This is a genomic window from Aureimonas phyllosphaerae (genome assembly GCF_900113065.1).
Taxonomy (GTDB): Bacteria; Pseudomonadota; Alphaproteobacteria; order Rhizobiales; family Rhizobiaceae; genus Aureimonas; species Aureimonas phyllosphaerae.
The window spans coordinates 1-21,879 of record NZ_FOOA01000012.1; the positions used below are offsets into that span (position 1 = coordinate 1).

A 21,879-nucleotide genomic window follows, 5' to 3' on the forward strand; every position below is an offset into this window, starting at 1 on the left:
GAGATCACCTGCGAGTAGACGCCGAAGGCCGGCAGGATCAGGATGTAGACCTCCGGGTGCCCGAACAGCCAGAACAGGTTGGCGAAGTTCATCATGTTGCCGCCCCCGTCGTTAGTGAAGAAGTGGGTGCCGATGTAGCGGTCGAGGGCGAGGAACCCGGTCGCCACGGTCAGCGGCGGCAGGGCGAAGATCATCAGGATGGCGGTGCACAGCGACGTCCAGCAGAAGAGCGGCATGCGGAACGGGTTCATGCCGCCGCACCGCTTCTTGTAGATCGTCACCGCGACGTTGATGCCGGTCATGGTCGAGGCAAGCGACCCGAGTGTCACCGCGAAGATCCAGTAGTCCGGCCCGACGCCCGGGTTGAAGGTCGCATCCGTATAGGGCGGATAGCCGCTCCATCCGCCGGTCGAGAACTTGCCGATGACGAGCGAGACCATCATCAGGCCGGCGCCGCCGGCGGTCAGCCAGAGCGAGATCGAGTTCAGGAGCGGAAACGAGACGTCGCGCGCGCCGAGCTGAAGCGGCAGGGCGAAGTTGATGATCCCCGTCAGGAACGGCATCGCCATGAAGAAGATCATGATCGAGCCGTGGGTCGAGAAGAGCTGGGCGAAGTGCTCGGGCGGAAGATAGCCCGGATTGTCGAACGCGATGGCCTGCTGGGCGCGCATCAGCGAGCCCTCGACGACGGCCCGCGACAGCATCACCATGGCGATCACGACGTACATGATGCCGATCTTCTTGTGGTCGAGGCTGGTCAGCCACTCGCGCCAGAGCCAGCCCCAGCGGCCGAGCCAGGTCAGGAGGGCCGCGACCGCGATCGCCCCCACGACGACCAGCGAGGCCGCGGCCGTCGCGATGCCGCTGTAGAAGGGCAAGGCGTCGTAGGACAGCCGCCCGAAGACGAGCGGCCACCAGCCTTCAATGGTCGGCATGGGCGTGTCCCTCGCTCGGGTGGTTCTCAGCTTCCGCGCGCTCGTGCCGATGGGCGGCATCCGGCCGGTATCTCGCGACAACGGTGGTGAAGAGGTTCGAAACGACGCTCGAGAAGATCAGTCCCATCGCTGGATCGAAGTCGAACCGCGATCGCAGGTCGGCAAGCTTGCCCTTCTGCGACACGATAGCGTAGGCCCCCTCATCGAGCGGGCGACCGACACGTCCGGCGTTCGTGATCCAGCGGTCGAAGTCCGCCTCCGGCATGGCCAGGACGTCGAACTTCTGGTTCTGGAAGCCGAAGCCGTTGAACTGGGTGTTCTGACCGAGAAGCACGCCCGGCCGGTCGGCGAGGAGATTGAGCTCCGTCACCATGCCGGCCATCGCGTAGATTTGGCTGCCGAGCGCCGGGATCATGAAGGATTGCATGACCGTGTCGCTCGTCAACCGGAAGCGCACCGGGCGATCGACGGGCAGCGCCAAGACACCGACGCTCGCGACGTTCTCTTCGGAATAGACGAACAGCCATTTGTAATCGAGGCCGATGACCTCGACCTCGAGCGGCGGCTTGTCGGACGGGATCGCGGCATAGGGATCGAGCGAGCGCGCCTTACCGGCGATCAGCGTCGCCAGGATGCAGACGAGAACGATCGGCACCCCCCAGACGAGAATTTCCAACGGCCAGGAGAACTGCCAGGTTGGGCGGTAGACGGCGTTCCTCGCCGTGCGCCGGAAGCGCCAAGCGACGAACGGCACGAGCGTGATGGCGGGAATCACCACGATCATCATCCAGCCGATGATCTCGAAGAACAGCTCGCGCTGCGTGGCCGCGACGGGTCCGTGAGGATCGAGGAAGCTGATGCCGGATCCGCAGCCCGCCAGAAGCGCAAGCGGGATGAAGGCGGCAAGGCGTGCCGCACTATGCCGAACGGATCGAGCAGTTTGCGGACTAGAGGTCGGCATCGTTGCCTCGCTTCCCGTCGTCGAACCGCTTCAGCGCCAGAACGGCTTGGACCAAGGCCAGATGGCTGAGGGCTTGCGGGTAATTGCCCGCAAGCCGACGGGACCTCGTGTCGTATTCCTCCGACAGGAGCCCGGTGCCGCCGACGACGCCGATCACCGCCTCGATCGTCCTCATCGCGTCCGCGCGGCGCCCAACACCCAGAAGGCACTCGGCCAGCCAGAACGAGCAGGCGAGGAACGCGCCTTCCGGTACGAGAGCCTCCATGCGGTGACGTCGCACGAAGCCGCCCTCGACGAGTTGAGACTCGATCGCCCGCAGCGTTCCCGCCATGCGCGCGTCGCTCATCGGCAGGAAACCGATCTTGGGAAGGAGAAGCAGCGAGGCGTCTACTTCCGACCCGCCGTAGAAGGACGTGAAGCTGTTCAGGCCCACGTCGAAGCCTTCCGCACAGATCGTCGCGTGCATGTGGTCGCGCAGCGCATGAAGTTCCGCGCGGCGCTCCGTCGAAAGTTCCTCGGCGCCCCGACCGTTCAGGAAGCGATCCAGGACAACCCAGGCCATGGCCTTGGAGTAGACGTAATGGCGCGGCTCGCCGCGGCTTTCCCACAGCCCCTGGTCGGGATGCGTCCAGACCCTCGCGACGTGATCCACGACGGCATGCTCGAGGTGCCGCCCTTGGGTCGTCCGCTCCATGCCGGCTCGCTCGGCGATGTGGAGCGCGGACATGAGCTCGCCCCAGACGTCGAGCTGGAGCTGGCCTGCGGCCGCATTGCCGACGCGCACCGGCTTGGCGAAGCGGTAGCCCGGCAGCCAGGGAAGCTCCGCCTCGTCGAGCCGACGGGACCCGTCGGCCCGGTACATGATCTGCATCTTCTCCGGAGCTCCCGCGACCGCGCGCAGGATCCAGTCGCGCCAGTCGCGCGCCTCCTCGACGAACCCGCACTCGACGAAAGCGTCCAGCGTGAAGGCGGCGTCGCGCAGCCAGCAGTAGCGGTAGTCCCAGTTCATGGTGCCGCCTGGCTGCTCCGGCAGCGAGGTCGTGGGCGCTGCGACGAGGCCGCCGGTTGGGCGATGGATCAGGGTCTTCAGCGTCAGCAGCGAGCGCCGAACGGCTTGCGGATAGGCGAGGCCGTCATCCTCAAGCCGTGCGATCCACCTGCGTCCCTCGTCCTCAGCGTCGCAGAGCGCCGCCTCGGCGTCGATCCCGTCACCGACGATCTCGTTGGATCGTCCATAGGCGAGAACGAAGGCCCGGCTCTCACCTTCCGCCAGCATAAGGCGGGACACGACGACGTCGTCCTCCACATCGAGGGGAACGTCGGCATAAAGAGCCAGCTTGTCGGGGCCGACATGCATGGCGAGCCCTATGCCCTCCGGAACGATCCAGGGCGGCATGTTGCCGTAGTCGAACCGGAAGGCGGCGCGCGAGATCACTTCGACGCTTCCCTTGATGGCTCGCGCGATCCGGATCAGAAGCGGCCGCCCGTCCCGTACGGGCATGAAGTCCGTGACAACGAGCGTGCCGGCCTTGCACCGGAACTCAGTGTCGAGAACCATCGTGTCGGGGCGGTAGCTCTGCCGGCTCTCCAGCACCTCCCCTTCCGGGGCAAGACGCCAGAACCCATGCTGCTCGTCGCCGAGAAGCGCAGCGCAACAGGCAGGCGAATCGAACCGCGGCAGGCAGAGCCAATCCACGGATCCATGCTTCGACACGAGGGCGACGGTCTCGCCGTCGCCAATCAGGGCGTAGTCTTCGAGTGGAACGGTCAACGGCTTCGGCTGTCAGACGTCGAAGCGACGCGCAAGGCGATGCAGCCCGAAGAGGGTGATAAGTCCGGCAAGGCCCCAGAACGCCGTGCGATGGCGGTCCGTGAACATCTGGATGCTGCGCGGCTTGGAACGGCTGTCGAAGCGGCCGTGCGAGCCGTAGTCGCCCTTTACGGGCTCGAAGAGATTGCTCGGGGCGTTGTCCGGCTTCGGCTCCTGCGTGAGCTGGCCGGAGTAGCCGCTCCGCGCAAGGTAGCGGTCCAGAAGCCCCGGCGCGATCCGGTTGGCGAGGATCGCCTGCACCGTGGGGTAGCCGACCCAGACATTGCGCCGGTCGTGCTCCGCGGCGAAGCGGATGGCCCGCGCAGGGACCTCGGGCTCGAAGATTGGAGGAACGGGTTGGGCCTGGCGACCCATCTTGTTCAGGGCCCAGTCGAACTGCGGCGTGTTGACCGCGGGCAGGTCCACCATCGTGATCCGCACGTTCAGCCTGTCGTGGATGATCTCGGATCGCAGCGAGTCCGTGAAGCCGCGGATGGCCGCCTTGGCACCGCAGTAGACCGACTGGAGGGGAACAGACCGGTAGGCCAGCGCCGAGCCGACATTCACGATGACGCCGCGATCGCGGGTTCGCATGCGCTTGAGCGCGGACATCATGCCGTGGACCTGTCCGAGGTAGGTGACACGCGTTCCACGCTCGACCTCTTCGGGCGTCAGCTTGGCGACCGGCGAGAACACGGTTGCCATGGCGACGTTGACCCAGACGTCGATGGGCCCGAGTTCACGTTCTGTCCGCTCGGCGGCGGCCTCCACGGCTGCCGCGTCCGCGACGTCGGTCGGGATCGGCAGGGCTCGAACGCCTTGTTGTCGAGCATACCTTGCAGCGTGCTCCAGCCGTTCGGGATCGCGGGATAGGAGAACGACATCGTAGCCGGCCCGGGCGAACTCATCGGCCGTCGCTCGCCCCACCCCGGCGCCAGCGCCCGTTATGACTACGATCTTGTTCACTGGTGCCGTCCCACCTAATCAGTTGTGGACCGCTAAGTTGATGCCCGATCAGGAGCGGCAACGGTCACTCTGCTAATTTAATGTTGCGGCTCGGCTCTCCTCCGCGTTTCGGAAGTTGCATCGGTCGGAAAGCATTAGACCTGTCGCCTTCCGCAAACCTATGTAACTGGGACGGGACACGATTCCACTGCCAACTGGTGCAGCCATTGGTTAGCCAAGCCCGACCCTGACCGGCGAGGCGGACGTTGGCGGTCCAAAGGCAAAGGATCGGTCCGCCGCACGCTCCGGCACAAGGGGGCGTGTGCGACTTCTGCTGTTATGTCCGCTTTGATGCAAAAAGCTATCCGGAAGCGGACAGGCAGCAAACCACCCAGCCGAGCCGATCGGCGCCAGAAAAACGGATGCCTGGAAGCGGTCCATCCGCTATCGACCCATGATTGCCGTTCCAAATCCTCTAGCGGCTTCCCGAAAGCGGTCGTATGGGCGCTCGACGTTACGACCCTCTTTCATAATCGCTGCACGGCCACCCCGACGGCCAGTATTCTGAAGCACGTTTCGAAATGGCGAACTACGGCTCAGAACTACCTCGCGGGTCATCCCGAACGCCTCCGCTTCACGGCGTCGCTCTGGACGCGCCGGCACCTTACCTCCCCATGCCGGCGACCGCATGGGCGAACAGGCGAGCCCTGTCGGGACGCGCGGCAGGACCCTCGATGCCGGCCTCGATGCACAACTGCGTGTAGCCATGCACGAGACCCCAGGCGACAAGCGTCGCGTCTGCGACGGCATCGGCCCCCACGACCCGACCGACGATGGATGACAGGGATGCCAGGGCGGCGGCGGCCTTCGCCTGCACCTCTGGATACCGGCGGAGGTCCACCAGCTCCCGCGCGAACATCAGCCGGAACGTCGCCGGGTGCCCGGTGCCGAACGCGATGTAGGCGTCGGCCGCCGCGACCAGACGATCGAACGGTGCAGCCTCAGCCGTTGCCTCCATGCGGCGTGACAGCTCGGCAAAGCCGTCGCCCACCAACTCGGCCAGCATCGCCTCCTTGTTGGCGAAGTGATTGTAGGGCGCCTGGCGCGAAAGACCGGCAGCTTCCGCGACGCTGCGGAGCGACAGTCTTGCTGCCCCCTCGCTTTCCAGCATAGCCGCAGCCGCGGTGAGCAGCGCCCTGCGGGCGTCCCCATGATGATAGGCCATGAATTTTGCTACCAACGGATATTGACGATGTCAACATTTCGAACAATATTGACACTGTCAACAAAGGAGCGGGTTCATGTACCATGCGATCGTAAGCGGATGGCGCGACGGAACTTCCTACGCGTCAACAATAAGGACTTCAGCGCGCTGCTGGGGGACTGCGCCACCAATATCCATCATCGCTTCGGAGGCCGGCACGCGCTCGGTGGCGAGCGCCACGACAGGGAGACGCTGGCCCGCTGGTTCGACCGCCTCGGCCGGCTCGGGCGACACCTGACGCTGACCGTCGAGGACGTGTGGGTGAAGGGTCTGCCGAACGACACCACCATCATCATCCGCTGGTCGGCCACCGACGAGCTGCCGGACGGCACTCCCTACCGGAATCGCGGCGTCCACATCGTCAGGATGCGCTGGGGCAAGGTGATCGACATCGATGCCCACGAGGACAGTCAGGCGGTCGCCGAAAACCTCGCGCGCCAGGCGGCACTTGGTGTGGCAGAGGCCGCCGTCCACCCGATCCTCAGCTAGGAGCCGCATCGCCATGACCTCCGCCTCCCTCCGGTCCCTCGTGCGCTGGTTCCATATTGGCGTCGCGCTCGTACTGGGAACCTATATCTATTCTCCCCTGCGCATCGATCCGCTTTGGACCGACATCGTCCGGTTCGGCGTCATCCCGCTGGCGACCGTGACGGGCTTGTGTCTCTGGAAGCAGGGACGCATCGCCAAGCTTCTTCGCCGTCGTTCTCCTGCGGAGCGAGCGTGACATGGTCTTCTTGCGGAGCCGTTCGGGCGGCTTGAGCAGGCGGACGACCGTTCTGCTTCTCATTGCGCTCGGGCTGGCGGTTCTCCACCACATCGATCACGCCCTGCGCGTCGATCACAGCGGGTGGCCGTTCCGCGAACGGGTCACGCCCTTCACCTACAGCCTGACCGCCTATCCGATCGTCCTCTTCGCGCTGATGGGACCGGTCCGCGCCTTCTGGCTTCGCTGGGCACTGATCGCGACCGCGACGGCCTTCACAATCTACGCCCACACGGCGATCGAGAGCCCGGGCACGCAGTTCCACATGTGGGTGCACAATCGGAGCGTCCACGACGCCAACCTTCACAACGCCCTGAACATCCGCTCCGTCGGGATGGGAGCCGTTTCCGTTGCGGTGGGCATGGCTCTGAACCTGACGGTCGTGCTCGCTACGCTCTCCATGCTGCGCGATGGTCTCAGCGCAATCAGACGGGATCGCTGACCGGATCGACCTCAAGGCAGACGTCACCCCGGCTCGTCTCCCTCCGCCGTATCGTCCGCGGTCAACCTACTGCGGATCGTTCGCAGAACTTGGACGCTCATGGCCAGTTCCTCCTGCGATAGCCCCGTCGCCAGCTCATCGGCGGCGCGGTACCAGACCTCGACCGCCTGATCGTAGGCTGACTTCCCTGAGGCCGTGAGGACGACGAGTTGCGCGCGCTTGTGCCGAGGGTTGGCCTGGAAGGCGACAAGGTCCTCCTTCTCCAGCTCGTTCACGATCCGCTGTACGTTCTGCCGGTTGGCGCCGAGGTCGCGGGCCAGCCATGCCACGGGGCGGGGCTGGTCGGCATAGGCGATCGCTCCCATGATCTGCCACCGCGCACTCGTCAGCCCGAAAGGCTGCACCAGACGGTCGCCCCGCACCAGCATGGCATTGTTCACTCGGAAGAGGGTGAGAACGAGGTCCGTCAGGGTTTGAGCGGCGGGGGAACTGGTAGGCATTGGACCATCGTCGGCGATTGACATCGTGGTGTCTATTTTCTCATATTGGCACCATGATGTCAAATATGGCTCCTCCGAAGGATCCCTCCATGCTGCTTCCGTTCCAGTTCGTCGCCGTAGCCGGGTCGGCCGTCTTCGCTGGCGTGATGCTCGCCATCGCGCTGATCCTCGGCACCTACTGGCGCAGCTTGCCGCCCGCCGAGTTCCTAGCGTGGTTCGCGGCCAACAGCGGGGTCATCGCTCGAACGATTCCCCTCGTGGTGGCGCCGACGCTGCTCGGTCTCGTGGGGTCGCTCGTTCTATGCTGGTCCGATACCGCCGCGCGCACGCTCTGGTTGGCGGCCCTGGCCTGCATCGTCGCGCTTCTGGCGCTGACGATCGCCTACTTCCTGCCGATCAACGCGACGTTCAACGAGGGTAGCGTCGCACTGCGCGACGTCCCCGAACGCATCGACGCCTGGCTCGCCATGCATTGGGTCCGGATCGCCTTTGCGTTCGCATCGGCCGCTCTCGGCTTCGCCGCGGCGACGCGCTGATCCTCGGCAGTCGAGCGTCGATCCGGATGACAAACCTTCATCCGGCCAGGAAACGGGCGATGCAACGCTCGCGCGTCGTCGCCAGCTTGGCGTTCGCGAGCTTGAGGATCAGCGCGTAGCGCTCAGGTTTGGACATCGCGGCGAAACGCGCGGTGGCCGCCGGGTCGCCGTCGAGCGCGATTTGGAGATCGGGAGGCGGCACGGCGGTACTGGAGGGCGGGTAGGCGGCGTTCCAGCGGCCGTCCCGCTGCGCCGCCAAGATCTCGGCCCAGCCCGCGTCCCGCATCCATCCGGCCTCGATCAGCTCCCGAGCCCGCTGCCGGTTGACCTGCGACCAGCGCCCCTTCGGGCGACGCGGCGTGAAGCGGACGAGGAAGAAGCGCTCGTCCCAGGTGGCGCTCTGCCCGTCGATCCAGCCCTCGCACAGCGCCGCGTCGATCGCGTCCTGTCGGGACAGGCTCGCGGCATCCGTGCCCTTCTTGGCGAACTGGAGCCAAGCGCCCCGCACCGCCCGGTCCGTTATCTCCAGCCACCGCGCAAAGGCGGCTGCGTCCGGGAACAGGAGCACCGGCAGTCCGGCCTTGATGTGGGGCGCGGTCGCGTCGCTCATCCGACCAGGAACAGGACGATGCTGATGAGGATGCTGGCGACCAGGAAGTAGCTTGCGCTCAGGAACCCGTAGGCGAGCGGCCGGAGCACCAGCGGGTTGATCGCCATGTTGACCGCGGTCGAGCCGAGATAGCCGACCCCGACCAACGCGCCGAACCCGATCGCACCGCCCAGCGTCGCGACGCCGATCGCCGGCATCAGGACGGCGCTCGTGACGGTCGTGACGAGCATGCAGAGCGAGGGCCCGGCGATGAAGAGCGGCGGCATCTTGGCGCCCGGCTCGAAGGGTCGCTCGAAGACGCGCGCCTAGGCGCGGGCGAACAGAACCGCGAACCAGACCCATCCGAGCACCATCACCGCAACCGCGGCGGCGAGGATGCCGATCCAACTGATCGGCTGAGAAACGAGGGACACGGGACTCACTCCTTGGGATCGCTGGGGGAAACGGGTTGCGACGGCACCTTTGTCCGGATGCCGAGGGCGGGCAGGACGACATCGTCGAGCATGGCTTCCAGAAAGGCGCGGTCGAAGGCCTGGCGCTGCACGAGCGAGCGGAAGGCGCCGAGCGAGGGGATGACCGTCGCCAGCGTCTCGACCGGCGCCGACGCCCTCGCCTCGCCGCGCGCCACCGCCCGCTCCATGAGGATCCGATTGGCGGCGACCCAGGGCCCGGTCAGCGCGTCCGAGGCGGCGTCGCTCAAGCCCGGCGCGAAGGAGAGCAGCGTCGCGACCCCCGCCACCGCGCGCAGCTTGCGCTCGGTCTCAGTCACCGACTTCGGCCGGAACAGCGCCAGCATGTCGCCGCGGAACGAGCCGGTGTCGGGCAGACGGTCGAGGTCGACCTGATCGCGCTTCGTCTGCGCGACCGCCTCCAGCACCAGCGCCTCCTTGGAGGGCCAGCGCCGGTAGACGGTCGCCTTGCCGGCGCCGGCGCGCGCGGCGACCATGTCCATCGTCATCCGCTCGAAGCCGACCTCGCCCAGCGTGTCGATCGCGGCTTCGAGGATCGCGGCGTCGCGCGAGGCGTCGCGCTTGCGGCCTCCACGGGAGGGGTTCGGGTCCTGATCGGTCATTGACATCCCTTTTCGATACCATTTAGTTCCGGAACCATAAAGTCCGTTTCGTGTTCTGGTCCCATCACGCAGGAGGATCGTCATGCGCTACAATCGTCTCGGCCGCACCGGCCTGTTCGTTTCCGAACTGTGCCTCGGCACCATGACCTTCGGCCAGTCCAAGGGCCGATACGCGGCCGCCAGCGGCGTCGGGCAGGACGCGGTGGACGCCATCCTGCGCCGTGCGATCGACGCGGGCATCAACTTCGTCGACACCGCCGACGTCTACGCCGAGGGGCAGTCGGAGGAGATCCTCGGACGGGCGATCCGCAACCTCGGGATCGCGCGCCGGGACATTGTGCTGGCGACTAAGTTCGAGCACCCGATGGGGGCAGGCCCGAACGATGCGGGCGGCTCGCGCAAGCACATCGTCGACGCGGTGGAGGCCAGCTTGCGACGGCTCGGCACCGACCATATCGACCTCTACCAGATGCACGGTTGGGACCCGGCGACGCCGGTCGAGGAGACAGTCGCAGCCCTCGACGACCTCGTGCGTCGCGGCCTCGTGCGCTACCTCGGGGTATCGAACTGGGCGGCCTGGCAGGTCGCGACCGCGCTTGGGCTCGCCGAGCGGACCAACAATGCCCGGTTCCAGAGCTACCAGGGCTACTACTCGCTCGTCGGCCGCGAGATCGAGCGCGACGTCGTGCCGGCACTCGAGCATCACGGCCTGAGCCTGATCGCGTTCAGCCCGCTCGCCGGCGGCTATCTGACCGGCAAGTACCGCAGCGGCGCCGACGGAGGCCGGCGCAAGACCATCCCCTTCCCGCCCGTGGACGAGACACGTGGGGCCAAGGTGCTCGACGCGATGGAGCCGATCGCGACGGCGCACGAGACCTCGCTGGAGGCGGTCGCGCTCGCCTGGCTGCGCCGGCAACCCGCCGTCGCCAGCATCATCACGGGCATGAAGAGCGTCGAGCAGCTCGACGCCAACCTGAGGGCCGTCGCGGTCGAGCTGACGGACGACGCGATGGAGATGCTCGGCGGGCTCGCGGGGCCGAACCCGGAATACCCCGGCTGGATGCTGACGCAGGGCAGCGCCGCGCGCGCGTCGCTCCTGGCGACCGGCACGCTGCCGAAGGGCGAGTGACATGACAGCATCCTTCGATACCGATGTCATCATTGTCGGCGCGGGGCCCGTCGGCCTCGCCATCGCCTGCGCGTTGGCCCATCACGGCGTGGCGTTCCGCATCTTCGAGCGTGCGCCCGGCATCTCCGGGGCTTCGAAGGGTCACAACGTCATCGCCCGGGCGCAGGAGCTCCTCGCCTCGATCGGCGTGCGCGACACGCTGGCGAAGATCAGCCACATTGCGCCCTACACGCAATACATGCTCGACGGGCGGCCGATCCACCGACAGAGCACGCGCGACCTGCCGTCTCCCTATCCGGACGTCTTGTTCTCCAACCAGGGCACGATCGAGGCGGGGCTTTCCAAGCACCTCGAGGCGGGCGGCCACCGCGTCGAACATGCGCACGAGGTCCGCGACATCCGTCAGGACGCTGACGGCGTGGCCGTGACGGTGGTCCCGGTCGGCGACGACGGCGAAGCCTCCGGCGCGGCGATGGAGCTGCGCTGCCGCTACCTCGTCGGCGCCGATGGCGTGAAGGGCACGGTGCGCAAGGCGGTCGGGCTCGACTTCGAGGCCGAGGATCTGCCGGGCTGGGCGATCCGTCAGATCGACGGGACGCTGACGTGGCGTCGCCCAATCGAGCGCGACACCGCCTTCTTCTTCCTGTTCCGGCATGGCTTCGCCGGGGTGCTGCCGGTGTGGAAGGACCAGTACCGCCTGTTCCTGCTGGAAAGCGGGGAGGCCATGCCCGCGCGCGACCCGACGCGTGAGGAGATGGTGGAGCGTGGGCGCGAGGTGACCGGCGACGCGACCTTCGACATCGCCGACCCGACTTGGGTGTCCCACGGCACGTTCCGTCACGGCGTTGCGCCTGGCTACGGGGCGGGCCGGGTGTTCCTAGCGGGCGATGCAGCGCACGCCAACCTGCCGATCGGCGGGCAGGGCATGAACTCGGGCTTCATCGATGCCGTGTCGCTCGGTTGGCGGCTCGCCATGGTGTTGGCGGACGCCGGGACGCCTACCCTGCTCGACAGCTATGCCGAGGAGCGCCGCGCGGCCAACCGCCGGCTCGACGCGCAGCAGGTGCGCGGCTTCCGGCAGCTCATGGGGCGTGGCCGCGCGGCCGACGCGGTGCTCGGCGCGATCGCGGGCGCCGTGCCGCAGGTCGCCGACTACGTGTTCGGCGGCAGCGACCTAGCGCAGCTCGATCTGAACTACCGCGACAGCCGCTTGAGCGAGGAGCGCTTCGGGCAGCTCGATCCGCGCCTTGCCGGCTCGACCCGCGCGGGCGACCGGGTGCCGGACGCCCCGCTCGTGCTGAACGACGGGCAAGCCACCACGCTGTTCGATCAGATCCGCAATCCCGAGGGGCGGAGCTGGGGTTGGCGCCTCCTTCTGCTCGACGGCGGCGACCGCAAGACCCACCCCCATCTCGCCGCGGCGGCGGACGCCCTGTCGCCACGCGATTGGGTGCGCCCGCTGCTGGTCATCGCCGACCCTGCCTCCAGCGGTGACGAGCCGCTGATGTCGGCGGCATGGGACCTCGATCAGGTCGTCCACCAAGCGCTCGGCCTCGGCGGGACACCCGCCATCCTCTTGGTGCGGCCGGACGGTCACCTGTCGTTTCGTGGCGGTGCCGCCGACCTGCCGGCGCTGGTCGAGCACGTCGCGACGTTCGCCGTCCCGATGCCAACATCGTAGGTCCCGTCCGTATGCTTCACCTCGTCTTCTCGGTGCCATGCCTTTATCTGCTGACCCGCTTCGTGGCACCGCTGCCGTGGCCCCTCCTCTTCAAGCTGGCGCTGGGAGCGGCGATGCTGGTGGCCTCGCAGTATCACCTGTGGAGCAGGCTTTCGTCCGGCTCCGTCTTCGCGCCGGAGTTCCCCCGCCTGATCGTCCTCCTGTTCAACTGGGCTTTCGGCGCGATCCTCCTGCTCGCCGTGCTACAGCTAGCGATCGATCTCGGATCGCTCGTGCTGGCGATGGCGCGCCGGGGCGCCACGACGGTCCCCGCATCCTTGCGCTACGCGGCTGCGGGACTTGCCGCGATGCTGGCCGCAATCGGCATCGCACAGGCGGTGCGAGTGCCGCCCGTACGCGACCTTACCGTCGAGATAGCTGGCCTGCCCGCCGCCTTCGAGGGCTATCGTCTCGTCCAGCTCACCGACCTCCATCTCAGCCGGCTGTTCCCCGAGGGCTGGGCGCGCGACGTGGTGCGCAACACCAACGCGCTGGGGGCCGATCTGATCGTCGTCACCGGCGACTTCATCGATGGAACGCTTGCCGCCCGGCAGCGCGACGTGGCGCCCCTGCGCGATCTCGCGGCGCCCGACGGCGTATGGTTCGTCCCGGGCAACCACGAGTACTTCTTCGGCTACACCGGGTGGATGCAGCATCTCGCCGGCCTCGGCCTGCGCCCGCTCGTCAACGCGCACACCGTGCTCGCCCGTGACGGAGGCCGCCTCGTCCTCGCCGGCGTGACGGATCTCTCCGCATCCGAGACCGGCGACGCGCCTCCGGACCTGGACGCCGCGCTTGCCGGCACGCCGACGGGCGTCCCCGTCATCCTTCTCGACCATCAGCCGAAGAATGCCCGCGAGGCAGCAGGGCGGGGCGTGGCGTTGCAACTCTCCGGCCACGCGCACGGCGGAATGATCCGCGGCCTCGACCGCATCATAGCCCGGGCGAACGGCGGCTACGTCTCGGGGCGCTACGAGGTCGACGGCATGACCCTCTACGCCAACAACGGCACGGCGCTCTGGCCCGGGTTCGCCTTGCGGTTGGGCGTGCCGTCGGAACTCACTCTCGTAATCCTTCGTCGGAAAGAAAACCGGTCGGAAGACAATGTCGGTGCTATTCGCTGACCTTCCGGAAGATCTCCGGTACTCGTGGCGAACGCTTGCGGGGGAGCCAGGGCTCTCCGTCGACGGCAGCTTTCGCCAAACTCGTCCCGAAAGCCGACCGGCAGAAAACCACCCTCAACGGAAGTCCCGCGTCTTCACCCGGATCTCGTCGACGACGTGGCCGTAGGGATCCGCCATCATCTTGGCGGGCGGCATGCGCGGCGGCACAGCCGCGGTCATAGTCGCAGTATCGGCACCACTGTCATCCGCCCGTCCCCGACGCCCGACGCTCGCGAACTCCTGGGACAGATCGCTCAGCGAGTGGGCGATGAGGTGGACGACCTCCCCTTCCCGCTGGATCCTTCCGCGCACGCCCATCATCCCGGCTCCAAGCACCGTCCGGCGGTTCGCCTCGAACACCTTCGTCCAAACAACCAGGTTCGCGACGCCCGTCTCGTCCTCGATCGTGATGAACATGACGCCCTTCGCCGAGCCCGGCCGCTGGCGGACAAGAACGAGGCCGGCGACCTCCACCCAGCGTCGGTCCCGCGACGCCATCGCCTCCGCGCAGGTGATGACGCGCCGCCGGCCCAGTTCGGCCCGGAGGAACGACACCGGATGCTGGCGGAGCGTCAGCCCGACATGGCCGTAGTCCTCGACCACCTCGCCGCCCTCGGGCATCGCACGGAGCCGGACGACCGGCTCAACCTGCTCGGACACAGTCGCCGCCTCCCGGTCGGCAGCCGCGGCAAACAGCGGGAGCGGCTCGTCGCGCAGCGCCTTGATCGCCCATAGCGCGTCCCGGCGACTCACCCCTATGGCGGGACGGAAGGCATCGGCCTCCGCGAGCTCGGTCAGCGCGGCATGCGGAACACGCGCCCGGCGCCAGAGGTCGTCGACGGAAGCGAAAGGCGTGTCCTGCCGGGCTGCGACGAGGCGGGCAGCGTCCGCATTGCTTAAGCCCCGCACCATGCGCAAGCCAAGCCGGACCGCGAACCGTCCGTCGTCAGCATCGGAAAACTCTTCCGCTGCCCGCGGCTCCAGCGTGCAGTCCCAGCGGCTGGCATTGACGCAGACGGGTCGGACCTCGACGCCATGCTCCTGCGCGTCACGAACGATCTGCGCCGGGGCGTAGAAGCCCATCGGCTGGGCGTTCAGGAGCGCCGCGCAGAACGCGTCAGGATGCCAGCACTTCAGCCAGCTTGAGGCGTAGGCGATCAGCGCGAAGGACGCCGCGTGGCTCTCCGGGAAGCCGTAGGATCCGAAGCCCTCAAGCTGGCGGAACGTCCTCTCGGCGAACTCGCGCTCGTAGCCGTTGGCGACCATTCCCTCGACCAGTTTGTCACGGAAGTGGGAGACGCCGCCCGTGAACTTGAACGTCGCCATGGCGCGCCGGAGCTGGTCGGCCTCGCCCGGCGTGAACCCGGCGCACTCGATCGCAACGCGCATCGCCTGCTCCTGGAACAGCGGCACGCCGAGCGTTTTGCCGAGGACGCGCTCGAGTTCGGGCTTCGGGAAGACGACCTTCTCCTTTCCCTCGCGGCGCCGAAGGTACGGGTGAACCATGTCGCCTTGGATCGGCCCGGGGCGGACGATCGCGACCTCGATGACGAGGTCGTAGAAGGTCCTTGGCTTCATCCGCGGCAGCATGGCCATCTGGGCGCGGGACTCGATCTGGAAGGTGCCGAGCGTGTCGGCCCGACGGATCATCGCGTAGGTGCGCGGATCCTCTGCCGGGATGCTAGCAAGGTCGAGGTCGATGCCTTTGTGCTCCCGAAGGAGGTCCAGTCCCCTGCGCATGGCAGACAGCATGCCGAGGGCGAGCACGTCGACCTTCATGAACTTCAGCGCGTCGATGTCGTCCTTGTCCCACTCGATCACCTGCCGGTCGACCATGGCGGCCGGCTCGATGGGGACGAGCTCGTCGAGGCGGTCCCGCGTCAGAACGAAGCCTCCGGGATGTTGAGACAGGTGCCGAGGGAAGCCGACGAGCTGGCCCGCGAGCTCGAGCGCCAGACGCAGGCGCCGGTCCTCGAGGTTCAGGTTGATGCTCTGCGCGTGCTTCTCGTCGATGTCCTCCGACCAGCCCCAGACCTGGGACGACAGGGTCTTCGTCAGGTCCTCGGGCAGGCCGAGCGCCTTGCCGACATCGCGTATCGCGCCCTTGGCCCTGTAGCGGATAACCGTCGAACACAGGGCGGCTCTGTCGCGCCCGTAGGTCTCGTAGACCCACTGGATGACCTCCTCGCGCCGTTCGTGCTCGAAGTCGACGTCGATGTCCGGTGGCTCGCGACGCTCCTCGGAGACGAAGCGTTCGAACAGGAGGTCGTTGCGCGAGGGGTCGATCGAGGTGACGCCGAGGACGTAGCAGACGGCGGAGTTCGCCGCCGAGCCGCGGCCCTGGCATAAGATGCCCTTCGAACGGGCGAAGCGGACGATCGAGTTCACCGTCAGGAAGTACGGCGCGTAATCCAGCCGCTCGATCAGCCGGAGCTCGTGCTCGAGGTTGCGCCGGACGCTGTTTGGTAGGCCTTCAGGATATCGCTCGGCCGCGCCCTCCCAGGTCAGCTTCGCCAGCGCCTCCTGCGGCGTGAGGTCGGGGAACTGCTTCTCCTCCGGGTACTGATAGGCGAGCTCGGACAGGGTGAAGCGGCAGCGGCCGGCGATCTCGACCGTCCGGGCGAGCGCTTCCGGATACCGGGCGAAGAGGCGGTGCATCTCTTCCGGTGGCTTGAGGTAACGGTCGGCATGCCGCTCGCGGCGGAAGCCCGCGTTGTCGATCGTGACGTTGTGGCGGATGCAGGTGACGACGTCCTGAAGGATCCGGCGATCCGGCTCGTGGAACAGGACGTCGTTCGTTACGACGGTCGGCACGCTCATCGCCTGCGCCATGGTCGAGAGCTCGTGCAGGCGGAGCTGATCGTTAGGGCGGCGACGCAGGGTCAGCGCGACGTAGGCCCGGTTGCCGAACGCCTCCCGCAGGCGACGGAGTTGGCGCCCGAGGTTCACGTCAGCCTCATCGGGGACGAGAACGGCGAGCATGCCGTCCCCGTGCACGACGACATCGTCCCAGTGGAGGACGCACCTGCCCTTCCCGCCCCTCGACTTGCCGAGCGACAGGAGTCGGCAGAGGCGGGCATAAGTCGGACGGTCCGTCGGGTAGACGAGGACGGGCAGCGCATCGACGAGATCGAGGCGGCAGCCGACGATGGCGCGGACGCCGGTGGTCTTGGCCGCCTCGTGCGCTCGCACGATCCCGGCAACCGAGTTCCGGTCGACGACGGCGAGCGCCTCCATGCCCATCAGGCTGGCCGTGGCGAACAGCTCCTCGCACGACGAGGCGCCGCGCAGGAAGGAGAAGTGCGAGGTCACCTGGAGCTCGACGTAGCGGTGGCTGCTCATCCGAAGATGCCGTGGAGATACCATTTGTGGGAGCCGGTCTCGGGGTGTTCACCATCGCCGGCTCGGAAGATCCAGTACCGCTCTCCGGCGTCGTCCTCGACGCGGAAGTAGTCTCGCACTTCGGCGGCCTCGGCTTCCCGCTTCCACCATTCGCCGAACACCCGCTCCGGGCCGTCGGCGCGGCGGACGCGTCGGCGCTGCCCCCGCCACGAGAACCAGACGGGTGGGTTGTCGGGAAGGAGGGCCATCGTCTCGACGGGCTCGGGGCGCGGCAGGATGCGGGACGGCCGCGGCCAGTGGTCGTCCCAGGACGCGCCGTCGTCGACGCTCATTGGTTCGACGCGCGCGACGGACCGCTCCGGCACGTCACTGGCGACCGGGGCGAAGCGGTATAGCCTGCGCTCGCCGATCCGGTTCGCCAAAAGGTCTACGAGCCCGGACACATCTGCCTCCGGCTCCTCAACCAGCGAGGAGACGACCTGGGCCGCACCAAGTGGCTCGGCATGGGTCGCCGCGAGCGTCATGACCTCGATCCCGAAGCCCGGGTCGACCTTCTCGATGCGGTCGCAAAGGAGCCGCGTCAGGCGCCGCGCGTCGCGCTCCGCCTTGGCCGTGCCGATGCGGATGGCTTCCCATCTGTTGTCGACGCGACCGAACAGGAGGTCGAGCCGGCGGGCACCGAGGCCGCGCAGTTCAAGCTCGGCGACAAGGGCGACGACGAGCTTGCCGACATACCGCTTGATCGTCTCCGGCGCGCCGATGGGCTCGCCGAACACGCGGCGCACCTCGACGAGGTCCGGCGACCGCACGGGCTCGATCGGTTCGGGAACCGCGCCAAACGCCTGATCGAGCCGCCGGACGAGCTGCGGGCCGAAGCGCTGAACAAGGGGCGCCCGAGGCTGCGCGGCGAGGTCGCCGACCGTCGCGAAGCCGAGGACATGGAGATCGTGCCGCATGCGCTCAGGCAGGCGCAGCGCGGCCAGCGGCATACGTTGGAGGGCATGCTCCGTCCGGCCCGGCTCGACGAGGACCATGGCAGCGCCCGCGTGCCGGGCGGCCGCATGGGCGGCGCCCCATGTGTCCGCGATGGCAACGCGCGCCTCCAGCCCGGACGAGGCAAAGCGCTCGACGATCATGCGGAGCATGGCCTCCTCTCCACCATGCAAGTGATCGGCGCCGGACGTGTCGACGACGAGCCCGTCCGGCGGGTCGGCGGCGACCACGGGCGAGAACCGAAGGGCCCATATGGCCAAGCGGTCGAGCGCGTCCGCGTCCCCGACCGGGTCGGCGTCCAGGATGGCGAGGCCGGGCACCAGCGCTTGCGCCTTAGTCGCTGGCACGCCGACATGGAGCCCAGCCCGCTCCGCCAGTTCGTCCGCAGCCACCACGATACGTCGGCTCCCATCCCGCCCGACGAGCGCCAGCGGAACGTCAGCCGGCGGCGCGGCGTCCGGCGACTTGCGGCGCAGCCGATCGGTCGGCCAGCGTGGAAGGTAGAGCGAGACGACCCTGAGCATCACACGCCTCCACTTCGAAGTCGGCACATTCACCCGCGCGGGACCGGAGGAGTTCGAGAAGCCAGCGTGACCGGCCGACGCCAGGAACGGGCAATGGCCGCGACGGCAAGACGGAGACGCGCCAGCGGGTCACGGACGCGGTCGGCTGGCCGAAGTCGGCGGCCTCGGCTTGGCGCCGCCATCGGCGCACCGCCAGTGCCAGCGTGCCCGACCCCTCGGCGGCGAGCTGGAGCCGGCGCGACGCCGTCATGGAGAGCTTGGCGACCTCGGCGACGACCGCGCCGAGCCCGCCATGGCGGAGACCGTCCTCAAAGCACGCGAGGAGCATCCTCTCGTCCCCGGCCTCGACGAAGATCACCCGGCCAGGTGCGAGGCCGGCTTGGGCGATCGCGGGAGCGAAGAGATCTTGCCGCGTGACGCACCAGAGAACCTTACCCTTCGTGCGAGCGGCAACGCCGGCCGTGAAGAGCGCAGCGGCAGCACCATCGACAGCACCGTTTCCGCCGCCGGCGACCTCATGCAAGGCACCGAGCGCGAGGCCGCCGCCCGGCAAGCGCCCGTCGATCTCCGGCACTCCAAACGGCAAAGCCTTGCGAACCCGCGCGTCCCTGCCCTCGAGACGCTGGACGCGCTCGCGCAGGTCGGCCAGGACGGAGGTGTGGGGCATGCGGGGCATCTGTTTGGACGGGACCGGATTCCTAAGGGCGACTCAGCCGGAGAATATGTTCCCGTTCTGTTCCGAGGCTAGCCCGGGAGTCAATGAACCGCCCGACTGTCCACCGAAGCGCGAGCGCCCTGTGGACAACTTAGCGGGGGGCGTATTCGCAGCCGACGAATCCCCGGGGCTCGGAGACCACCCCCTGACGCTCACATCACGGGTCGGAGAGGATGCTGGCGGTGTCGGCACCGCGCCCAAGGTAAGCGGGACGCATCGCGAAAGGCATCCACCCCATGATCCGCTGGTCCCTCCCCGCCGCCTTGCTCGGCGCCCTTCTGCCTTTGGCGGCCTCGGCACAAACGAGCGCCCCGCACCCTGTCTACGGTCCGCGGCTGGAAGGCTTCGAGTACCCGCATCCCGTCGCCATGCGCACGGTCCGGTCCCAGGGGCAGGATCTCGAAATGGCCTACATGGACGTCGCCCCCGTCGGCGAGGCGAACGGTCGGGCGGTGGTGCTTCTCCACGGCAAGAACTTCTGCGGCGCGACCTGGGAGCGGACCATCGCGGTTCTGACGGAGACCGGGTACCGCGTCCTCGCGCCCGACCAGATCGGCTTCTGCAAGTCGTCGAAGCCCGCAGGTTACCAGTTCAGCTTCCCCGACCTCGCCACCCATACGAACGACCTCGTCGCCGAACTAGGCATCGAGAAGCCTGTCGTCGTCGGGCACTCCATGGGCGGCATGCTGGCGGCACGCTACGCGCTGATGTTCCCGGACGACGTCGGACAGCTCGTGCTGGTGAACCCGATCGGCCTCGAGGACTGGCAGGCGAAGGGCGTGCCGTACCAGACGCTGGACGACGCCTACGAGGGCGAACTGAAGACGAGCTTCGACAGCATCAAGGCCTATCAGCAGCGCATCTACTACAACGGCGCCTGGAAGCCGGACTACGACCGCTGGGTCGAGATGCTGGCCGGGATGTACGCAGGTGACGGCCGGGCGATCGTCGCCCGCAACCAGGCGCAGACCTCGGACATGGTGTTCACCCAGCCAGTGGTGCACGAGTTCGCGCGCATTGCCGTTCCCACCGTCCTGATGATCGGCGGGCTCGACCGGACCGCCCCCGGCGGCAACCGGGCGAGCAAGGACATTGCCGAAACCTTGGGCCAGTATCCCGCGCTCGGCCGGCAGGCGGCGGAGGCGATCCCTGACGCCGCGCTGGTCGAGTTCCCCGAGCTCGGGCACTCGCCACAGGTCGAGGCACCGGAGCCATTCCAAGCAAAACTGCTGGAGGTGCTAGGGTCGGGCAGAGAGTGATGCAGGTTGCGGCGTTCGCAGTTTGCTACCGGAGAGGCCAATGCCCGAGAAGCTCCTGTTCATCGTCCAGCAGTTCGAGCGCATGGGCAAGCGCCTCGTCGCCGGACGGCTGATGGAGTTCAAGACGGCCACGGAAGCACAAAGGCGGGCCGAGCGAGATGTCGCGCGCACCGCCGGTGTCGTCGCGCTCCAGCAGACGGTTGACACCGACACCGGGGAGTCGTCGAGGGCCCGGTCGTGCTGGTCCGTTACGGTGAACTGCCTGCCGAGTTCGACAATGGCTAGCGGCGGGTTTCGACCCACCGTCACTGATAGGAACGCTTCCGCCTTCGCCCCAAACGTGCCGTTCGTTTGAGTCCCGCCGAACCGCAAGACCGGGGCGAATCCCACTGTTGCCGTGCGACCAAAAACGTGGCTATTGAGATACACTTGCGCTGCTTCGCGCAGCAACTGCCTACTGCATTTTATACAGGAAAAAATGGCGACATTGCGGGATCTTGAACTATTCGATCATCAACGCGAAGATGCTGTCGCGATACTCGTCGGACCAAATGGTTCTGGAAAAAGCACGTTCCTAAGGTCTCTGGCAGAGTCCTACCGCCACGAGAACGTTGTTGCTGTGTCGAACACACCGCATGATCGGTTCGCACGAATGCGAGGTATTCGACGTATCTCGGTCGGCCGATCCGATCATAAGCCGCCAAATCTTGTAAAGCGCGCGGTTGCACGCTCGCTAGATGTGGACGATTCCTCCTTCCACCAGATCAGCGCGATCATGGATTATTGCGGCTATGCCCCGCGCTTCGGGTTCCGGATCGAGAAGGCCAGACATTACGGATCAACTTTCGACGACCTAAAGTGGAAGTTGGAAAGCGCCCGAGACGGCGGCGCCGATGAAAATACAGGATGGGGAAGCGAACTGGAGTACAACGAGGAACTGCCTCTTGCGCTCACATTTCTTAGGCGTCACGATCCTAGCGAACTAGTTTGGATCGACGCTTCCAGTTCCGCGCTTGAGTTCAGCGTAGCACGCGAGTTTGTCGCCGTGCTGCGCTGCGAAGCAATTCTCTGTCGCCTCAAGGTTATTAACGATCTCGGGGTCATGCTCAACCGCAATGATCCCGGGGACACAGTGATCGAGATGCATCTGGCTAGGGTCAGGACCCATTGATTTGAGGCGCGCGGTCTGGTTCAGG

The 21,879-nt window shown here is 67.2% G+C and carries 22 protein-coding genes; 10 read left to right on the top strand and 12 right to left on the bottom strand.

What is annotated here, in order from left to right:
* The 5 genes from BM175_RS14425 to BM175_RS14445 form a co-directional block, all read right to left on the bottom strand.
* The coding region (locus BM175_RS14425; protein WP_175526864.1) for a cytochrome c oxidase subunit I at positions 1–935 on the bottom strand (935 nt) is incomplete at its 3' end.
* Positions 922–1,896, bottom strand: coding sequence for a cytochrome ubiquinol oxidase subunit II family protein (locus tag BM175_RS14430; RefSeq protein WP_090964214.1), 975 nt, complete (start codon positions 1,894–1,896; stop codon positions 922–924). The genes BM175_RS14430 and BM175_RS14425, both read right to left, overlap by 14 nt.
* Positions 1,883–3,667: a glycoside hydrolase family 15 protein gene (locus tag BM175_RS14435; RefSeq protein ID WP_090964216.1), complete on the bottom strand. Its 1,785-nt coding sequence runs from the start codon at positions 3,665–3,667 to the stop codon at positions 1,883–1,885. Before BM175_RS14435 ends, BM175_RS14430 begins: the two co-directional genes overlap by 14 nt.
* Before the next feature lie 12 nt (positions 3,668–3,679).
* Complete coding sequence (locus tag BM175_RS14440; RefSeq protein WP_090964218.1) at positions 3,680–4,672, bottom strand: SDR family oxidoreductase; 993 nt, start codon at positions 4,670–4,672, stop codon at positions 3,680–3,682.
* A 643-nt stretch (positions 4,673–5,315) separates the two neighbouring features.
* A complete protein-coding gene (locus BM175_RS14445) occupies positions 5,316–5,876 on the bottom strand; it encodes a TetR/AcrR family transcriptional regulator (protein ID WP_090964220.1) in 561 nt (186 codons plus the stop codon).
* Between the two features lie 99 nt (positions 5,877–5,975).
* Between BM175_RS14445 and BM175_RS14450 the strand changes: the two genes are divergently transcribed.
* Genes BM175_RS14450 through BM175_RS14460 form a run of 3 tightly spaced genes read left to right on the top strand, consistent with a single transcriptional unit; the run spans position 5,976 to position 7,120 of the window.
* Positions 5,976–6,404, top strand: coding sequence for a nuclear transport factor 2 family protein (locus BM175_RS14450; RefSeq protein ID WP_210185796.1), 429 nt, complete (start codon positions 5,976–5,978; stop codon positions 6,402–6,404).
* Positions 6,405–6,417: 13 nt separating this feature from the next.
* Positions 6,418–6,639 carry a hypothetical protein gene (locus BM175_RS14455; protein WP_090964222.1) on the top strand — a complete coding sequence of 74 codons (222 nt, stop codon included), beginning with the start codon at positions 6,418–6,420 and terminating at the stop codon, positions 6,637–6,639.
* 1 nt (position 6,640) lies between these two features.
* A complete protein-coding gene (locus BM175_RS14460) occupies positions 6,641–7,120 on the top strand; it encodes a hypothetical protein (protein ID WP_090964224.1) in 480 nt (159 codons plus the stop codon).
* Positions 7,121–7,143: 23 nt separating this feature from the next.
* Here the strand turns inward: BM175_RS14460 and BM175_RS14465 are convergent, their stop codons facing one another.
* On the bottom strand, positions 7,144–7,620 hold the full coding sequence (locus BM175_RS14465; RefSeq protein ID WP_090964226.1) for a MarR family winged helix-turn-helix transcriptional regulator: 477 nt from the start codon (positions 7,618–7,620) through the stop codon (positions 7,144–7,146).
* 89 nt (positions 7,621–7,709) lie between these two features.
* Between BM175_RS14465 and BM175_RS14470 the strand changes: the two genes are divergently transcribed.
* On the top strand, positions 7,710–8,156 hold the full coding sequence (locus BM175_RS14470) for an anthrone oxygenase family protein (RefSeq protein ID WP_090964228.1): 447 nt from the start codon (positions 7,710–7,712) through the stop codon (positions 8,154–8,156).
* 37 nt (positions 8,157–8,193) lie between these two features.
* Here the strand turns inward: BM175_RS14470 and BM175_RS14475 are convergent, their stop codons facing one another.
* The 3 genes from BM175_RS14475 to BM175_RS14485 form a co-directional block, all read right to left on the bottom strand.
* Positions 8,194–8,766 carry a YdeI/OmpD-associated family protein gene (locus BM175_RS14475; RefSeq protein WP_090964229.1) on the bottom strand — a complete coding sequence of 191 codons (573 nt, stop codon included), beginning with the start codon at positions 8,764–8,766 and terminating at the stop codon, positions 8,194–8,196.
* A complete protein-coding gene (locus BM175_RS14480; RefSeq protein ID WP_090964231.1) occupies positions 8,763–9,032 on the bottom strand; it encodes a DUF1761 domain-containing protein in 270 nt (89 codons plus the stop codon). The genes BM175_RS14475 and BM175_RS14480 overlap by 4 nt, the downstream gene beginning before the upstream one ends.
* Before the next feature lie 152 nt (positions 9,033–9,184).
* A complete protein-coding gene (locus BM175_RS14485) occupies positions 9,185–9,838 on the bottom strand; it encodes a TetR/AcrR family transcriptional regulator (RefSeq protein WP_210185797.1) in 654 nt (217 codons plus the stop codon).
* A gap of 82 nt (positions 9,839–9,920) precedes the next feature.
* Between BM175_RS14485 and BM175_RS14490 the strand changes: the two genes are divergently transcribed.
* The 3 genes from BM175_RS14490 to BM175_RS14500 are packed head-to-tail and all read left to right on the top strand — an operon-like array spanning position 9,921 to position 13,811.
* Positions 9,921–10,967 (top strand): aldo/keto reductase, encoded by a 1,047-nt coding sequence (locus BM175_RS14490; protein ID WP_090964236.1) that lies wholly within the window; start codon positions 9,921–9,923, stop codon positions 10,965–10,967.
* A gap of 1 nt (position 10,968) precedes the next feature.
* Positions 10,969–12,648, top strand: coding sequence for an FAD-dependent monooxygenase (locus tag BM175_RS14495; protein ID WP_090964238.1), 1,680 nt, complete (start codon positions 10,969–10,971; stop codon positions 12,646–12,648).
* An 11-nt stretch (positions 12,649–12,659) separates the two neighbouring features.
* Entirely contained in the window at positions 12,660–13,811 is a 1,152-nt protein-coding gene (locus BM175_RS14500) for a metallophosphoesterase (protein ID WP_090964240.1), read from the top strand.
* A gap of 114 nt (positions 13,812–13,925) precedes the next feature.
* On the opposite strand, the gene BM175_RS14505 is transcribed toward BM175_RS14500, so the two are convergent.
* Genes BM175_RS14505 through BM175_RS14515 form a run of 3 tightly spaced genes read right to left on the bottom strand, consistent with a single transcriptional unit; the run spans position 13,926 to position 19,385 of the window.
* Positions 13,926–17,192: an error-prone DNA polymerase gene (locus BM175_RS14505; RefSeq protein WP_090964242.1), complete on the bottom strand. Its 3,267-nt coding sequence runs from the start codon at positions 17,190–17,192 to the stop codon at positions 13,926–13,928.
* The gene (locus tag BM175_RS14510; protein WP_090964243.1) at positions 17,189–18,709 is read right to left on the bottom strand and encodes a Y-family DNA polymerase; all 1,521 of its coding nucleotides are present in this window, start codon (positions 18,707–18,709) and stop codon (positions 17,189–17,191) included. The genes BM175_RS14505 and BM175_RS14510 overlap by 4 nt, the downstream gene beginning before the upstream one ends.
* On the bottom strand, positions 18,624–19,385 hold the full coding sequence (locus tag BM175_RS14515; RefSeq protein WP_425285278.1) for an ImuA family protein: 762 nt from the start codon (positions 19,383–19,385) through the stop codon (positions 18,624–18,626). The genes BM175_RS14510 and BM175_RS14515 overlap by 86 nt, the downstream gene beginning before the upstream one ends.
* A 275-nt stretch (positions 19,386–19,660) precedes the next feature.
* Here BM175_RS14515 and BM175_RS14520 point away from each other — a divergent pair, with 275 nt between their 5' ends.
* From BM175_RS14520 to BM175_RS22420, 3 genes are all read left to right on the top strand, one after another.
* On the top strand, positions 19,661–20,683 hold the full coding sequence (locus tag BM175_RS14520; RefSeq protein ID WP_090964247.1) for an alpha/beta fold hydrolase: 1,023 nt from the start codon (positions 19,661–19,663) through the stop codon (positions 20,681–20,683).
* A 40-nt stretch (positions 20,684–20,723) separates the two neighbouring features.
* A complete protein-coding gene (locus BM175_RS14525; protein ID WP_244546017.1) occupies positions 20,724–21,038 on the top strand; it encodes a hypothetical protein in 315 nt (104 codons plus the stop codon).
* A 123-nt stretch (positions 21,039–21,161) separates the two neighbouring features.
* Entirely contained in the window at positions 21,162–21,854 is a 693-nt protein-coding gene (locus tag BM175_RS22420; RefSeq protein ID WP_139224638.1) for an ATP-binding cassette domain-containing protein, read from the top strand.
* Positions 21,855–21,879: the final 25 nt, after the last annotated feature.

Excerpts from the sequence above, each read along its gene's own strand:
- BM175_RS14495 (WP_090964238.1), top strand. The coding sequence starts at position 10,969 with ATGACAGCATCCTTCGATACCGATGTCATCATTGTCGGCGCGGGGCCC.
- BM175_RS14525 (WP_244546017.1), top strand. The coding sequence starts at position 20,724 with ATGCCCGAGAAGCTCCTGTTCATCGTCCAGCAGTTCGAGCGCATGGGC.
- BM175_RS14445 (WP_090964220.1), bottom strand. The coding sequence starts at position 5,876 with ATGGCCTATCATCATGGGGACGCCCGCAGGGCGCTGCTCACCGCGGCT.
- BM175_RS14490 (WP_090964236.1), top strand. The coding sequence starts at position 9,921 with ATGCGCTACAATCGTCTCGGCCGCACCGGCCTGTTCGTTTCCGAACTG.
- BM175_RS14515 (WP_425285278.1), bottom strand. The coding sequence starts at position 19,385 with ATGCCCCGCATGCCCCACACCTCCGTCCTGGCCGACCTGCGCGAGCGC.
- BM175_RS14500 (WP_090964240.1), top strand. The coding sequence starts at position 12,660 with ATGCTTCACCTCGTCTTCTCGGTGCCATGCCTTTATCTGCTGACCCGC.
- BM175_RS14430 (WP_090964214.1), bottom strand. The coding sequence starts at position 1,896 with ATGCCGACCTCTAGTCCGCAAACTGCTCGATCCGTTCGGCATAGTGCG.
- BM175_RS14485 (WP_210185797.1), bottom strand. The coding sequence starts at position 9,838 with ATGACCGATCAGGACCCGAACCCCTCCCGTGGAGGCCGCAAGCGCGAC.
- BM175_RS14470 (WP_090964228.1), top strand. The coding sequence starts at position 7,710 with ATGCTGCTTCCGTTCCAGTTCGTCGCCGTAGCCGGGTCGGCCGTCTTC.
- BM175_RS14465 (WP_090964226.1), bottom strand. The coding sequence starts at position 7,620 with ATGCCTACCAGTTCCCCCGCCGCTCAAACCCTGACGGACCTCGTTCTC.
- BM175_RS14505 (WP_090964242.1), bottom strand. The coding sequence starts at position 17,192 with ATGAGCAGCCACCGCTACGTCGAGCTCCAGGTGACCTCGCACTTCTCC.
- BM175_RS14450 (WP_210185796.1), top strand. The coding sequence starts at position 5,976 with ATGGCGCGACGGAACTTCCTACGCGTCAACAATAAGGACTTCAGCGCG.
- BM175_RS14455 (WP_090964222.1), top strand. The coding sequence starts at position 6,418 with ATGACCTCCGCCTCCCTCCGGTCCCTCGTGCGCTGGTTCCATATTGGC.
- BM175_RS22420 (WP_139224638.1), top strand. The coding sequence starts at position 21,162 with ATGGCGACATTGCGGGATCTTGAACTATTCGATCATCAACGCGAAGAT.
- BM175_RS14475 (WP_090964229.1), bottom strand. The coding sequence starts at position 8,766 with ATGAGCGACGCGACCGCGCCCCACATCAAGGCCGGACTGCCGGTGCTC.
- BM175_RS14480 (WP_090964231.1), bottom strand. The coding sequence starts at position 9,032 with ATGCCGCCGCTCTTCATCGCCGGGCCCTCGCTCTGCATGCTCGTCACG.
- BM175_RS14520 (WP_090964247.1), top strand. The coding sequence starts at position 19,661 with ATGATCCGCTGGTCCCTCCCCGCCGCCTTGCTCGGCGCCCTTCTGCCT.
- BM175_RS14460 (WP_090964224.1), top strand. The coding sequence starts at position 6,641 with ATGGTCTTCTTGCGGAGCCGTTCGGGCGGCTTGAGCAGGCGGACGACC.
- BM175_RS14510 (WP_090964243.1), bottom strand. The coding sequence starts at position 18,709 with ATGCTCAGGGTCGTCTCGCTCTACCTTCCACGCTGGCCGACCGATCGG.